Source organism: Turicibacter faecis (assembly GCF_037076425.1).
Classification (GTDB): domain Bacteria; phylum Bacillota_I; class Bacilli_A; order MOL361; family Turicibacteraceae; genus Turicibacter; species Turicibacter faecis.
In genome coordinates, this window is the sequence record NZ_AP028127.1 from 484957 (window position 1) to 499469 (window position 14513).

At 40.9% G+C, this 14513-nt stretch carries 13 protein-coding genes, 7 tRNA genes and 3 rRNA genes; 22 read left to right on the forward strand and 1 reads right to left on the reverse strand.

Annotated features, from left to right (window positions below; all coding sequences use genetic code 11):
* The first annotated feature begins 36 nt into the window (after positions 1 to 36).
* Complete coding sequence (locus tag AACH31_RS02330) at positions 37 to 696, forward strand: DUF421 domain-containing protein (protein ID WP_338617831.1); 660 nt, start codon at positions 37 to 39, stop codon at positions 694 to 696.
* Positions 697 to 717: 21 nt separating this feature from the next.
* On the opposite strand, the gene AACH31_RS02335 is transcribed toward AACH31_RS02330, so the two are convergent.
* Positions 718 to 1449 carry a tRNA 2-thiocytidine biosynthesis TtcA family protein gene (locus AACH31_RS02335; protein WP_161830948.1) on the reverse strand — a complete coding sequence of 244 codons (732 nt, stop codon included), beginning with the start codon at positions 1447 to 1449 and terminating at the stop codon, positions 718 to 720.
* A gap of 191 nt (positions 1450 to 1640) precedes the next feature.
* Between AACH31_RS02335 and AACH31_RS02340 the strand changes: the two genes are divergently transcribed.
* The 21 genes from AACH31_RS02340 (at position 1641) to AACH31_RS02440 (ending at position 14449) form a co-directional block, all read left to right on the forward strand.
* Positions 1641 to 1841 carry an alpha/beta-type small acid-soluble spore protein gene (locus AACH31_RS02340; RefSeq protein WP_161830949.1) on the forward strand — a complete coding sequence of 67 codons (201 nt, stop codon included), beginning with the start codon at positions 1641 to 1643 and terminating at the stop codon, positions 1839 to 1841.
* Between the two features lie 50 nt (positions 1842 to 1891).
* Entirely contained in the window at positions 1892 to 2089 is a 198-nt protein-coding gene (locus AACH31_RS02345; protein WP_161830950.1) for a small, acid-soluble spore protein, alpha/beta type, read from the forward strand.
* A gap of 171 nt (positions 2090 to 2260) precedes the next feature.
* Entirely contained in the window at positions 2261 to 2458 is a 198-nt protein-coding gene (locus tag AACH31_RS02350) for an alpha/beta-type small acid-soluble spore protein (protein ID WP_161830951.1), read from the forward strand.
* A 146-nt stretch (positions 2459 to 2604) separates the two neighbouring features.
* On the forward strand, positions 2605 to 2958 hold the full coding sequence (locus AACH31_RS02355; protein WP_161830952.1) for an arsenate reductase family protein: 354 nt from the start codon (positions 2605 to 2607) through the stop codon (positions 2956 to 2958).
* A complete protein-coding gene (locus AACH31_RS02360; RefSeq protein ID WP_161830953.1) occupies positions 2939 to 3274 on the forward strand; it encodes a thioredoxin family protein in 336 nt (111 codons plus the stop codon). Before AACH31_RS02355 ends, AACH31_RS02360 begins: the two co-directional genes overlap by 20 nt.
* A gap of 77 nt (positions 3275 to 3351) precedes the next feature.
* A complete protein-coding gene (locus AACH31_RS02365) occupies positions 3352 to 3888 on the forward strand; it encodes a DUF402 domain-containing protein (RefSeq protein WP_161830954.1) in 537 nt (178 codons plus the stop codon).
* A gap of 8 nt (positions 3889 to 3896) precedes the next feature.
* Complete coding sequence (locus AACH31_RS02370; RefSeq protein WP_338617832.1) at positions 3897 to 5009, forward strand: aminopeptidase; 1113 nt, start codon at positions 3897 to 3899, stop codon at positions 5007 to 5009.
* A gap of 634 nt (positions 5010 to 5643) precedes the next feature.
* Positions 5644 to 7159, forward strand: a 16S ribosomal RNA gene (locus tag AACH31_RS02375).
* 92 nt (positions 7160 to 7251) lie between these two features.
* Positions 7252 to 10145 (forward strand): 23S ribosomal RNA (locus AACH31_RS02380).
* Positions 10146 to 10200: 55 nt separating this feature from the next.
* Positions 10201 to 10309 (forward strand): 5S ribosomal RNA (gene rrf, locus AACH31_RS02385).
* Together the 16S, 23S and 5S rRNA genes with 7 tRNA genes alongside form the textbook arrangement of a ribosomal RNA operon.
* A 16-nt stretch (positions 10310 to 10325) precedes the next feature.
* A tRNA-Asn gene (locus AACH31_RS02390) sits at positions 10326 to 10402 on the forward strand.
* Between the two features lie 10 nt (positions 10403 to 10412).
* Positions 10413 to 10489 (forward strand) — tRNA-Glu (locus AACH31_RS02395).
* 8 nt (positions 10490 to 10497) lie between these two features.
* Positions 10498 to 10573: transfer RNA gene (locus tag AACH31_RS02400), tRNA-Val, on the forward strand.
* 6 nt (positions 10574 to 10579) lie between these two features.
* A tRNA-Thr gene (locus AACH31_RS02405) sits at positions 10580 to 10655 on the forward strand.
* A gap of 5 nt (positions 10656 to 10660) precedes the next feature.
* Positions 10661 to 10736 (forward strand) — tRNA-His (locus AACH31_RS02410).
* 20 nt (positions 10737 to 10756) lie between these two features.
* Positions 10757 to 10830 (forward strand) — tRNA-Cys (locus AACH31_RS02415).
* Positions 10831 to 10845: 15 nt separating this feature from the next.
* Positions 10846 to 10934, forward strand: a tRNA-Leu gene (locus AACH31_RS02420).
* Positions 10935 to 11027: 93 nt separating this feature from the next.
* Positions 11028 to 11813 (forward strand): DUF1189 domain-containing protein, encoded by a 786-nt coding sequence (locus AACH31_RS02425; protein WP_262951044.1) that lies wholly within the window; start codon positions 11028 to 11030, stop codon positions 11811 to 11813.
* A gap of 124 nt (positions 11814 to 11937) precedes the next feature.
* The gene (queG, locus tag AACH31_RS02430) at positions 11938 to 13032 is read left to right on the forward strand and encodes a tRNA epoxyqueuosine(34) reductase QueG (protein ID WP_338617834.1); all 1095 of its coding nucleotides are present in this window, start codon (positions 11938 to 11940) and stop codon (positions 13030 to 13032) included.
* A 113-nt stretch (positions 13033 to 13145) separates the two neighbouring features.
* Positions 13146 to 13667, forward strand: coding sequence for a tRNA (cytidine(34)-2'-O)-methyltransferase (locus AACH31_RS02435; protein WP_262951046.1), 522 nt, complete (start codon positions 13146 to 13148; stop codon positions 13665 to 13667).
* 113 nt (positions 13668 to 13780) lie between these two features.
* Entirely contained in the window at positions 13781 to 14449 is a 669-nt protein-coding gene (locus AACH31_RS02440; RefSeq protein WP_262951047.1) for a response regulator transcription factor, read from the forward strand.
* Positions 14450 to 14513: the final 64 nt, after the last annotated feature.

Sequence of the window (14513 nt, forward strand, 5' to 3'; positions counted from 1 at the left end):
TAAAGAAGGTAAATTCTTTTTAAGGGGGAATTTTTTATGTCAAAGATTATTTTATCTATTTTATTAGCGGGTCTTTTTTACGTTGTTTTATTAGTGTGTTTTAAAATTATGGGTAAGCGTGAAGTTAATCAGTTAAGTACGGTTGATATTGTCATTAATATATTAATCGCCAATGTAGCTGCAGGCGGAATTGTAGAAGAGGAGTACTGGTTAGATGCATTAGGCGGAGTTCTAGTGCTAGTTATGTTACAAATTTTAATGGCGAAGTTTCAAATTAAATATCCGCGTGGGCGGGATATTATTGAGGGAGAGTCTTCAATGGTGATAAAAAATGGTTTCGTTGATTATGATGAATTAAAAAAAATTAGGGTAGACCTTGATGATTTAATGATGCTGCTTCGGGGAGATAATGTGGTTGCCCCCGAGGAAGTCCAGTATGGAATTGTTGAAAAGAATGGAAAGCTTACGGTTTATACGAAAAAAAATCCGACAAAAACTTTCCCATTACCATTAGTCATCTCAGGACAAGTAAAGCCGAAGGCGTTGGAGAGTCTAGATAAGGATGCAGACTGGTTAATGAATCAGCTAGAGCTAAACCAGTTTTATCGATTAGAGCAAGTTGAATATCTTTTTTATGAAGAGCAAAAACTTGTTATTTATATGAAAGACGGCATTAAAAAGTTAAAAATAAAATAAGAGTCGTGGGAACCACGACTCTTATTCTTTATCGTTGAAATCATTAAATAGTGAAACACGATCCCCATTTGATAAGGAATTTAATAAGTTTTGTTTTGCCATAGGGTATTGAGCATATAATTTTTTTAATAGTTGCTTAACATCTTCACGACTCGTGTGCTTATCCATTGGACAAGTACTTGGTACGATTGGTACATGACGGTTGGCAGCAGCAATAATGTCATCTTCATAACAGTAAACTAATGGACGAATAAATGTAACATCGGTACGGTCTAAGTACATTTTGGGTTTGAATGTTGAGAGAAATCCGTTGTACATCGTATTCATCACGAGCGTTTCAACAGCGTCGTCTGCGTGGTGTGCCATTGAAATTTTGTTACATCCAAGTTCTGTTCCTTTTTTTATTAAGATGGCCTTTTTGAATTTTGAACATAATGAGCAAGGAATTTTCCCGTCTGAAGAAGCATTTAATTTTAGGATTTCATAGACTTCTGTATCAACAAGGTGATATTCGATTCCGTGCTTTTTACAGAATTCTACGACAGGGTTAAAGTCCATTCCGGGGAATCCAAGTTTTAAAGTGATGCCAACTAATTCGAATTTAACAGGTGCAAATTTTTGATAAAGGTGTAGGGCATATAATAGGGCCATGCTATCTTTTCCCCCACTAACACCAACGGCAATTTTATCCCCTTCTTCAATTAAAGAAAAATCTTGATCCGCTTTTCTAATACAACCTAAGATCTTTTTCATAATACTCACCGACCTTTCGCTTGACATTATAACGAATAAAGTCGAAAAAAACAATCATTTGGTATAAAGATTAATTTGGTAATACGTATTGAAAAGGGAATTTGTTCTTTTGTATTTAAAAAATAAAATATTAAAAAAATGTATTAAATTGTCGAAATAACGCATATTAAGATTGTCAGGAGGTGAACGACATGGCAAACAACCAATCTAAAAATAAATTAGTTGTACCAGGTGCCCAAGCAGCAATCGATACGATGAAAGCGGAGATTGCAAATGAATTCGGTGTACAAATGGGTCCGGATGCAACAGCGCGTCAAAATGGTTCAGTTGGTGGAGAAATCACTAAACGATTAGTGGCAATGGCTCAACAACAAATGGATCAAACAAAATAATGCACATGATAGATAAATTTACGTATAATAACTGTCTGGAGATGACGAATATGGCAAACCAATCTAAAAATAAATTAGTTGTACCAGGTGCTCAAGCTGCAATTGATAATATGAAAGCAGAGATTGCGAATGAATTAGGTGTACAATTAGGTGCGGATGCAACAGCGCGTCAAAATGGTTCAGTTGGTGGAGAAATCACTAAACGATTAGTGGCAATGGCTCAACAACAAATGAATCAAACAAAATAGTTATTCCAATATATACGTATTAAAGGAGAGTTGAATGCTCTCCTTTTTTTATGAGTAATATAATGGCAGATTGGTGAATCTGTTTAATGAAAGGATTTATATTGATTTATGAATTTAAGGCGTATTATTTTGTCGAAATATCACATATTAAAAATGTTAGGAGGTGAAACTATGGCAAATCAATCTAAAAATAAATTAGTTGTACCGGGTGCAAAAGCAGCAATCGATAATATGAAAGCAGAGATTGCAAACGAATTAGGTGTACAAATGGGCGCAGATGCAACTGCACGTCAAAATGGTTCGGTTGGTGGAGAAATCACTAAACGTCTTGTGGCACAAGCTCAACAACAAATGAATCAAACAAAATAAAAAAACTACGACTAAACTAATCAACACGACTACAAACTACACAAATAAAAACGGTCCGATACGGATCGTTTTTATTTGAAAGGATTGCCAAATAACTGACATCTATTTAAAATTTCGATATAATGTTAGTCATAGGAGGTAATAATATGAATGTTTTAGTTTATCCAAAGTGTACGACGTGTAAAAAAGCAATAAAGTGGTTAAAAGATAATGATGTAGAGGCAGTTGTTCGCCATATTGTAGAAGAACCTTTATCTAGAGATGAGATTAAAGAATTGCATTTGAAATCAGGATTAGAAATCAAAAAGTTTTTTAATACAAGTGGGATGAAGTATCGGGAGTTAGGTTTAAAAGACCGATTAAAGGAAATGAGTTTAGATGAGTGTTATGATCTATTAGCAAGTGATGGAATGTTAGTTAAACGCCCGCTTGCATATGACGAAGAGAAGGTAACTTTAGGTTTTAAGGAAGACACTTACAATGAACAGTGGAAAAAGTAGCAGGAAATTGCAAGAGGTTAACGAGAATCAATTAAAGGAAATATGGAATTCAACGCAAATCGTTATTACCTTAGCTTACACACCGATATGTGGAACGTGTCAGGTGGCGAAAAGAATGTTAGAGGTTGTATCTAACTTATTACCCCAGGTACCATTCCTGCAAATTAATTTAAATTATTATGGTGAGCTGGCGCAAAAATATGAGATTATGTCGGTTCCGTGTCTAATGATTCATCATCAAGGAGAATGTGTAGAGAAAGTTTATACATTTATTTCTGTCCCCTTTTTATATAAAAAAATAACTTCTTACTTATAGTTTGTGATGAAACGCTATTTTCGTGGTAAAATAATACATAATGGGAAATGTATGACTAAACGAAAGAGGGGATGGCGATGAATTATCCGAAAATCGGACAAACAGTCGAGATACATAGCTATAAACATAACTCTAATATTCATCGCATTTGGCAGGAGACGACCATTTTAGATGTATCTAATGGAGTGGTTATTGGGGCTAATCATAAAACATTAGTCATGGAAAGTGACGGGAGAACGTGGTATACGAGAGAACCGGCAGTATGCTATTTTTTTAGTGAGTATTGGTTTAATGTTTTATGCATGTTGCGTAAAGATGGGGTTTACTTTTATTGCAATTTAAGTTCCCCTTTTGTATACGATCAAAAGACGATAAAGTATATTGACTACGACTTAGATATAAAGGTTTATCCTAATTTAAAATACGATATTTTGGATGTCGAGGAATATCGTAGACATGGGGAAGAAATGGGGTATTCATCAGAGGTTAAAGAAATAATTAATCAACAACTCCTTTTATTGAAGGAGATGATTGAATCTAAAAAAGGTCCCTTTGCGCCAGGATTTGCAGAATATTGGTATGATATTTATAAGAAACGATTAATAAAAAGGTGAGTGAGAACATGCGTGATCCACGATTAGAAAAATTAGCAAAAATGTTACTCGAGTATTCTAATAAGGTGAAAGCTGGACAACACGTTTTAATTAAAGGGAATGTCTTGACGAAGCCATTGATGAGGGAGTTAATTAAACATACTTATCGTTTGGGGGCTTATCCTCATATTGAGTTATTGGACGATGAGATTGGTCGTGAAATTTCACTCGGTAATACAGAAGAACGAATGGAACAAACGGTAAAGTGGAATCTTGAAAAGTATAAAGACATCGATGCGTTTATTACAATTATAGCCGATGAAAATGATTCAGAGTATAGTGATGTTCCTTCAGAAATCAAGGTGATGCAAGCGAAAGTTGGGAAACCAATTTCTAATTTAATCGTGAATACAAAGGAATGGGTTTTATTAAACTATCCGACTTTTTCTTTAGCACAAAAGGCAAAGATGAGTTTAGAGCAATTTGAAAATTTCTTGTTAGATGTTTGCCTCGTGGACTATTCGAAAATGAATGAAGCGATGCAGTCTTTAAAAACATTAATGGAAAAGACGGATAAAGTTCGCCTTGTTGCACCGGGTACGGATTTAACATTTTCAATCAAGGGAATGCCAGCGATTCCGTGCGCAGGAGATTGTAATATTCCGGATGGTGAGGTCTTTACTGCGCCTATCAAAGATAGTGTCAACGGTGTTATTCAATATAATACAGCGAGTCCTTATCAGGGAACGGTCTTCAGTAATGTTTGCCTAGAATTTAAGGATGGTAAAATTATTAAAGCAACAGCAGATAATAATGTCGAACAGTTGAATGAAATTTTCAATTCTGATGAGGGAGCCCGTTATGTTGGAGAGTTTGCTATTGGGGTTAATCCCTTAATCCAACATCCGATGGGGGATATTTTATTTGATGAGAAAATTGATGGAAGTTTACATTTTACTCCGGGGCAAGCTTATGAAGAAGCAGATAACGGAAATCGTTCAGCTATCCATTGGGATTTAGTTTTAATTCAACGACCAGAGTACGGAGGGGGATCAATTTACTTTGACGATGTCTTAATTAGGAAAGATGGACGCTTCGTATTAAGTGAGTTAGAGTGCTTAAATCCTGAAAATTTAATATAAAAATATCGTGGGGCGCCTTAAGTATTAGAAAGAGATCTAATTACTAGGGCGCTTTTTGGATGAATAAAATAGAGGAAATATTAAATAAAGTACCTTAGATTGTTCTTAGACGAGAGAAAATGCAACCTTTAAGCGAGGAGGGGGAGATCCAATTCATTTCAGAAAGTAGGATGATTTTCTCTTATTTTAAGGGGCGCATTCAGTTTTATATCCCCCAATGTTTGGAATACATAGTCTTATATTTTTTGGGAGAATAGGGTTAGAAAATATGGGTAATCTTTGATATATATAGGAGAAATGTTAGGAAAAATAGAAAAAATATAAAAAAATGATAAATGTAGTTGATTTTTGATATTTATCATGCTAATATAGAGAAGTCGCCAACAGGGCGATGGAAAAGAAAACAAAAAAAGTTAAAAAGTGTTTGACAGAAACGGTTGAACATGATAAACTAGAAAAGTCGCCAAGAGAGGCAGACAAGAAATCTTACGAAAAAGATAAAAAACATTTGACAAAAAAAGTCGAATGTGGTAAGATAAAGAAGTCGCCAAAAGGCGAGAGAAGTTCTTTGAAAACTAAACAGAACGTCAAGAATCATGAGCGAAAGAAATTTCGCAAGCTAAGGAAACAAACAATTATGGAGAGTTTGATCCTGGCTCAGGATGAACGCTGGCGGCGTGCCTAATACATGCAAGTCGAGCGAACCACTTCGGTGGGAAGCGGCGAACGGGTGAGTAACACGTAGGTGATCTGCCCATCAGACGGGGACAACGATTGGAAACGATCGCTAATACCGGATAGGACGAAAGTTTAAAGATGCTCCTGGCATCACTGATGGATGAGCCTGCGGCGCATTAGCTAGTTGGTGGGGTAAAGGCTTACCAAGGCGACGATGCGTAGCCGACCTGAGAGGGTGAACGGCCACACTGGGACTGAGACACGGCCAGACTCCTACGGGAGGCAGCAGTAGGGAATCTTCGGCAATGGGCGAAAGCCTGACCGAGCAACGCCGCGTGAATGAAGAAGGCTTTCGGGTTGTAAAATTCTGTTATAAGGGAAGAAAGGTGATAGGAGGAAATGACTATCAATTGACGGTACCTTATGAGAAAGCCACGGCTAACTACGTGCCAGCAGCCGCGGTAATACGTAGGTGGCAAGCGTTATCCGGAATTATTGGGCGTAAAGAGCGCGCAGGTGGTTAATTAAGTCTGATGTGAAAGCCCACGGCTTAACCGTGGAGGGTCATTGGAAACTGGTTGACTTGAGTGCAGAAGAGGGAAGTGGAATTCCATGTGTAGCGGTGAAATGCGTAGAGATATGGAGGAACACCAGTGGCGAAGGCGGCTTCCTGGTCTGCAACTGACACTGAGGCGCGAAAGCGTGGGGAGCAAACAGGATTAGATACCCTGGTAGTCCACGCCGTAAACGATGAGTGCTAAGTGTTGGGGGTCGAACCTCAGTGCTGAAGTTAACGCATTAAGCACTCCGCCTGGGGAGTACGGTCGCAAGACTGAAACTCAAAGGAATTGACGGGGACCCGCACAAGCGGTGGAGCATGTGGTTTAATTCGAAGCAACGCGAAGAACCTTACCAGGTCTTGACATACCATTGACGCCTCTAGAGATAGAGGGTTTCCTTCGGGGACAATGGATACAGGTGGTGCATGGTTGTCGTCAGCTCGTGTCGTGAGATGTTGGGTTAAGTCCCGCAACGAGCGCAACCCCTGTCGTTAGTTGCCAGCAGTGAGATGGGGACTCTAACGAGACTGCCAGTGACAAACTGGAGGAAGGTGGGGATGACGTCAAATCATCATGCCCCTTATGACCTGGGCTACACACGTGCTACAATGGTTGGTACAAAGAGAAGCGAAGCGGTGACGTGGAGCAAACCTCATAAAGCCAATCTCAGTTCGGATTGTAGGCTGCAACTCGCCTACATGAAGTTGGAATCGCTAGTAATCGCGAATCAGAATGTCGCGGTGAATACGTTCCCGGGTCTTGTACACACCGCCCGTCACACCACGAGAGTTTACAACACCCGAAGTCAGTGGCCTAACCGCAAGGAGGGAGCTGCCTAAGGTGGGGTAGATGATTGGGGTGAAGTCGTAACAAGGTATCCCTACCGGAAGGTGGGGATGGATCACCTCCTTTCTATGGAGAAAGAGACGTTCTGTTTAGTTTTGGGAGAATTTCGATTTTCCTAGAATTGATCTTTGAAAACTAGATATCTTCTGAAGAAGAAAAGTTAAGTAATAAAGGGCGCACGGAGGATGCCTAGGCACTAGGAGTCGAAGAAGGACGCGACAAACGGCGAAACGCCTCGGGGAGCTGTAAGTAAGCAAAGAGCCGGGGATATCCGAATGGGGAAACCCGCTAGTGGTCATACGCTAGCACCGTATGGTGAATCAATAGCCATAGAGGAGACAGACCCAGGGAACTGAAACATCTAAGTACCTGGAGGAAAAGAAAGAAACATCGATTCCCCAAGTAGCGGCGAGCGAACAGGGAGGAGCCCAAACCGGAGTAATCCGGGGTAGAAGGACCTTCAGAAATGACTGAACATGATAGCCGAATGGTCTGGGAAGGCCAACCGGAGGGGGTGAGAGTCCCGTAGGTGAAATTGTGTGAAGCAGGGAAGGGATCCTGAGTACGGCGGGACACGAGAAATCCCGTCGGAAGCAACGAGGACCATCTCGTAAGGCTAAATACTACCTAGTGACCGATAGTGAACCAGTACCGTGAGGGAAAGGTGAAAAGAACCCCGGAAGGGGAGTGAAAGAGAACCTGAAACCGTGTGCCTACAACTAGTCAGAGCCCGTTAAAGGGTGATGGCGTGCCTTTTGTAGAATGAACCGGCGAGTTACGATATCGTGCAAGGTTAAGTTGAAGAGACGGAGCCGAAGCGAAAGCGAGTCTGAATAGGGCGAGGAGTACGATGTTGTAGACCCGAAACCGTGTGAGCTAGCCATGAGCAGGCTGAAGGTCAGGTAACACTGACTGGAGGGCCGAACCAGGGCACGTTGAAAAGTGCTTGGATGACTTGTGGCTAGGGGTGAAATTCCAATCGAACACGGATATAGCTGGTTCTCTCCGAAATAGCTTTAGGGCTAGCCTCGATAAGAGTCTACTGGAGGTAGAGCACTGAATGGGTGATGGCCCCACCTCGGGGTACTGATCTCAATCAAACTCCGAATGCCAGATAGATATGATCGGGAGTCAGACTGTGGGTGATAAGGTCCATGGTCAAAAGGGAAAGAGCCCAGACCGCCAGCTAAGGCCCCCAAGTGTCCGTTAAGTGGAAAAGGATGTGGAGATGCACAGACAACTAGGAGGTTGGCTTAGAAGCAGCCATCCTTTAAAGAGTGCGTAATAGCTCACTAGTCGAGTGACTCTGCGCCGAAAATGTACCGGGGCTAAACGGACCGCCGAAGCTGCGGATTGACACGAAGTGTCAGTGGTAGGAGAGCGTTCTAACAGCGGAGAAGCAGTACCGGAAGGAGCTGTGGAGCGGTTAGAAGTGAGAATGCCGGTGTGAGTAGCGAAAGATAGGTGAGAATCCTATCCATCGAAAGCCTAAGGTTTCCAGGGGAAGGCTCGTCCGCCCTGGGTAAGTCGGGACCTAAGGTGAGGCCGAAAGGCGTAGCCGATGGACAACAGGTAGAGATTCCTGTACCACTTAATAAACTGAAGGAGTGACGGAGAAGGCTAAGTTGAGCGTGTGAATGGATTCACGTGTAAGCAGTGAGGTGGTCATGTAGGCAAATCCGCATGGCAAAACATTGAGCTGTGATGCCGAAAGCCCATAAGGGTGAAGTCAGCTGATGTCACGCTTCCAAGAAAAGCTTCTAGGGATAATTTATTAGGTGCCCGTACCGATAACCGACACAGGTAGGCGAGGAGAGAATCCTAAGATGAGCGAGAGAACTCTTGTTAAGGAACTCGGCAAAATGACCCCGTAACTTCGGGAGAAGGGGTGCTTGTGAAAGCAAGCCGCAGTGAAAAGGCCCAGGCGACTGTTTATCAAAAACACAGGTCTCTGCTAAACCGCAAGGTGATGTATAGGGGCTGACGCCTGCCCGGTGCTGGAAGGTTAAGAGGAGAGGTAAGCGCAAGTGAAGCTTTGAATTGAAGCCCCAGTAAACGGCGGCCGTAACTATAACGGTCCTAAGGTAGCGAAATTCCTTGTCGGGTAAGTTCCGACCCGCACGAAAGGCGTAACGATCTGGGCGCTGTCTCAACAAGAGACTCGGTGAAATCATAGTACCTGTGAAGATGCAGGTTACCCGCGACAGGACGGAAAGACCCCGTGGAGCTTTACTGTAGCTTGATATTGAGCACTGGTGACACATGTACAGGATAGGTAGGAGACGAAGAGACCAGGACGCCAGTCTTGGAGGAGTCGCTGTTGGGATACTACCCTTGTGTTACTGGGGTTCTAACCCGTGTCCATGAGCTGGACAGGGGACAGTGTCAGGTGGGCAGTTTGACTGGGGCGGTCGCCTCCCAAAGAGTAACGGAGGCGCCCAAAGGTTCCCTCAGAATGGTTGGAAATCATTCGAAGAGTGTAAAGGCAGAAGGGAGCTTGACTGCGAGACCAACAAGTCGAGCAGGGACGAAAGTCGGGCTTAGTGATCCGGCGGTACCGAATGGAAGGGCCGTCGCTCAACGGATAAAAGCTACCCCGGGGATAACAGGCTGATCTCCCCCAAGAGTTCACATCGACGGGGAGGTTTGGCACCTCGATGTCGGCTCATCGCATCCTGGGGCTGAAGTCGGTCCCAAGGGTTGGGCTGTTCGCCCATTAAAGCGGTACGCGAGCTGGGTTCAGAACGTCGTGAGACAGTTCGGTCCCTATCCGTCGTGGGCGTAGGAAATTTGAGAGGGGCTGTCCTTAGTACGAGAGGACCGGGATGGACACACCGCTGGTGTACCAGTTGTTCTGCCAGGAGCATAGCTGGGTAGCTAAGTGTGGAAGGGATAAACGCTGAAAGCATCTAAGCGTGAAGCCCCCCTCAAGATGAGATTTCCCATTTGAAAGAAGTAAGATCCCTTGAAGACGACGAGGTAGATAGGTCAGGAGTGGAAGTTTGGTGACAGATGAAGCGGACTGATACTAATCGATCGAGGACTTAACCTAAAGGAAGAAAAAGAAGAAGGTATCTAGTTTTGTGAGATTGAGAAATCTGACAAGGTCTAGTGATAAAGGCAAGGAGGGCACACCTGTTTCCATACCGAACACAGAAGTTAAGCTCCTTAGCGCCGAGGGTAGTACGCGAGTGCGAGAGTAGGACGTCGCTAGGCCGAAATAATAATAAAAGCCTCAATAGCTCAGTTGGTTAGAGCACTTGACTGTTAATCAAGGGGTCCTAGGTTCGAGTCCTAGTTGGGGCGCCATTTAAAAAATGGCCCGTTGGTGAAGCGGTTTAACACACATGCCTTTCACGCATGCATACACGGGTTCGAATCCCGTACGGGTCACCATAAAAAGTGGAGGATTAGCTCAGCTGGGAGAGCATCTGCCTTACAAGCAGAGGGTCGGCGGTTCGAGCCCGTCATCCTCCACCATAAATAGCCGGAATAGCTCAATTGGTAGAGCAACTGACTTGTAATCAGTAGGTTGCGGGTTCAAGTCCTGCTTCCGGCACCATTATGGCGATTGTGGCGAAGTGGTTAACGCATCGGATTGTGGCTCCGACATTCGTGGGTTCGATTCCCATCAGTCGCCCCATATAAAAATTAATACAATTGGGCGCCATAGCCAAGTGGTAAGGCGTGGGACTGCAACTCCCTGATCATCGGTTCAAATCCGATTGGCGCCTCCAATTAGATAATGATGTGCCTGGGTGGCGGAACTGGTAGACGCACAGGACTTAAAATCCTGCGGGTGGTGACACCCGTGCCGGTTCGATTCCGGCCCTAGGCACCAATTAAATGTAGACGAGTAGATAATACTCTTTTTTTTTGTTTTAAAATATATGAGCTGAAATATTTTTATAATCTATAATTGGATGTGTCTAGAATGAAAAAATTGAAATTAATGTTGGAAACCAGTTATTCAATTGATGCCATCTTTCATTTGAGAAAATCTTCAATAATAGTTAGCCTTTTATTTTTAGTAATGTTGTCTATCATGCAAATGACACCTACGGCTTTCGCTTTAATAGGAGATGCTCCTTATCGATGGGACTTAAATATCTGGAAAGTATCAGAAACCTCAAAGCATGTATTAGAAAATTCCCTACCTACGGATTGTATGGTTAATAATCAATTACTTAGTTGTAAACAATCGAACGTTATTGAATTGCCAGAGGGAATTAAAGTAGCGTTTAATTCTTCACAAGATCAAGTTAATAACGGTCTTATTTTTAATGATGATTATTTTCTATTTATTGAAAATGGTAATGAGTATAAACTAGGGTATTCGAAATTTGAAGATTTAAATTTTGCTGAAACGAGTTATGATGATATTTTTAATCGGGTAGCGTCAACTATTAAGCCAGTTTTTATGCCTTCCTTGTTAATGGCGACGTATCAGTCAGGAATCTTATTAACATTTGTGTTTACAGTGGTAGTTTCCATTTTATTCATGTTATTGAAGATGGGGCGTCAGACTTTTTTAACTTATAAAGAAGTTTTAAATTTAGTTATTTATTCCTCAACATTTCCAGCAGTCATGGCTCTTGTGATTGGAATGTTTAACGGCGCTTTATCAATGATTATTTATAATATTGGAACGCTAGTGGTCTTATTTTTTGTTTATCGGCAAAAGATTGAGCCCTATTTATCGGGAGATTTAGCAGGTTAATCCTGCTTTTTTTATTTGATGGCAATTCTTATCCAAAAGATAAGGGAGACTTACTCGAAGGACATAATAATTCAATTGTGCTTGAGTTTTATTTAAATTCCTAGTAAAGTAAAGAAGAAGAAAGGTGATTAATTTGAAACAAAAGACACAGTTAACAGATAACCTGATACAGGAATTACGTCTATCTCATTCTAATGAACTTAAAGAGGAATTAATTAAGTATAGTAAAGAGGTGGGAATAGACGCGATTGGATTTAGTTCTGTTGATTCTTTTTTATTTTTAGGAGAGGAACTCAGACGACGCGAAGAGGTAGGGTGGTCTTCAGGTCTTGCTAAGGGGACGATTGAAGAACGTACAAATCCTATCTTATCAATGTCGGATGCTAAATCTTTTATTTCGATTGCAATTGCCTATCCCCGCAAGGCTAACTTACCTAAGCAAGATCGCAGTAATCCATTTGCACAATTTTCACGGTCTTCATGGGGGATGGATTATCATCAGTTTGTTGATGCGAAATTGCAGTTATTAGATGATTGGTTAAGAGATAATATTCCTGGAATAAAGGTGATAAGAAGCGTTGATACGGGAGTTTTTAATGATCGTGCAATCGCCCTTCGTAGCGGAATTGGATTTAGTGGAAAGAATAGCTCGATTATTCATCAGGAATTAGGAAGTTACATTTATCTTGGGGAGTTACTTGTCAATTATGAGTTTACTCCGGATGTGATGAAAGAGCGACAATGTGGGACGTGCAATCGCTGTGTTCGTGCTTGCCCAACAAAGGCGATTCAAGCGGATGGAGGACTAAATGAAAAAAGATGTCTTTCTTATGTGACCCAGGCGAAAGAATACTTAGATCCAGAATTATATGAGAAAATTAGTCAAACCATTTATGGATGTGATATCTGTCAAGAGGTTTGTCCGTTTAATGCCGAAGTGGATTTTCATCATCATCCTGAATTAGAACCTACAGGTGTCGAGTTTCCGAACATACAAGAGATTCTAACGTTAACGAATAAAGAGTTTAAAATGAAATATGGTCACTTAGCTGGATCTTGGCGTGGTGTATCCGTGTTGAAACGAAATGCGATGTTTAATGCCGGTTTTTATAAATATAAAGAGGCCTTACCTGAAATTTTAAAGATAAGAGATGGACAAGGTCCAAAGTGGCTAAAGGATGCGGCTAAACAAGCGTATATTAGGCTAGAGAAAAGATAAGATTATTTCAAAAAGTGAGTTGTTTTATGTTAAAATATAAGGTAGAGTTAACACAAATTATTTTTTAGGAAGATAAGAATCATTCTATTTTATAATCGTTGAGGTGATTAATTATGGCAATTCATTTAGTTCAATACAATCCAGAAATTCCTCAAAATACTGGGAATATTATGCGTACATGCGCAGCAACAGATATTAAATTACATTTAATTAAGCCAATGGGATTTTCACTAGATGAAAAAAGTGTTAAACGTTCAGGGGCAAACTATATCAATGAGGTAGACTATACCGTTTATGAAAATTGGGAAGAGTTTGTTGAGAAAAATAAAGGGGGGAAATTCTGTTTTTGCACGCGTTATGGACAAAAAAATCACGCGCAAATGGACTTTTCTAATCCTAATGAGGACTACTATATCATTTTAGGAGCTGAAAGTAGCGGAATTCCAAAGGAAATTTTGCGTCCATATTTTGATAATTGTTTCCGTGTACCGATGACAAATAAGGTTCGCTCATTAAATGTTTCGAATGTCGCAGCGATTTTAGCTTATGAAGCACTCCGACAACAAGAATTTTTAGATTTATGGACAGTAGAACCATTTAAGGGAGCAGATTGGGTGTTACGTGACGACGAATAGGCAATAAAAAAAGCAGTGGGATGTTAAGGTAACCACCGCTTTTTCTTTGTTGTTGGTATCTGTTTGATGTTATAAGACAGATGAAAATCATAAATGTTTTTGGAGGAAATGGGATGGCTAAAATTTTAATTGTGGAAGACGACGTAAGTATTCAACAAATGATTACAGAATTGTTGCAACGGCATGGCTTTTCTACCGATTGTGCCTACTCTGGAACGGAAGCCTTATTGTTATTAGAAAGGGATGTGTATGATTTAATTTTACTTGATCTTGTTTTACCAGGAGTAAGTGGAGAAGCGATTATTGAGCGTGTGAATGGGGCACCGATTATTGTATTGAGTGCGAAGGTGTCCGTAGATGATAAGGTGAATTGTTTATTAGCGGGTGCGAATGACTATTTGACAAAGCCCTTTTATGCAGATGAATTATTGGCAAGAATAGAGGTCCAATTAAGGTTAAATAATAATAGTGCACAAATCGGAACGCTAAGATATAAAGGATTAGAATTGTTAGCAGAGACACAGACATTGATGTTAAATAGTGAAAGGATTCATTTAACACGAACGGAAACGGCTATTTTAAAACAATTATTGTTACACCCGACTCAAGTTCTTACTAAAAGTAGGTTATTGGATTTATTAAGTGATGAAGCAGGGGCTGGAGCTTGTGATGAGTCCTCCTTAAAAGTTCATATGAGTAATATTCGAAAGAAGATTAAAGAGGTAAGTGGTGAGAATTATATTGAGTCAGTTTGGGGAGTTGGATTTAAACTTAAGGAATAAAAATCTTTACGAAATCTTAACTTTTTCTTTTTCGCTTTCTTAATCCTTTTATTGTATAGTGAGT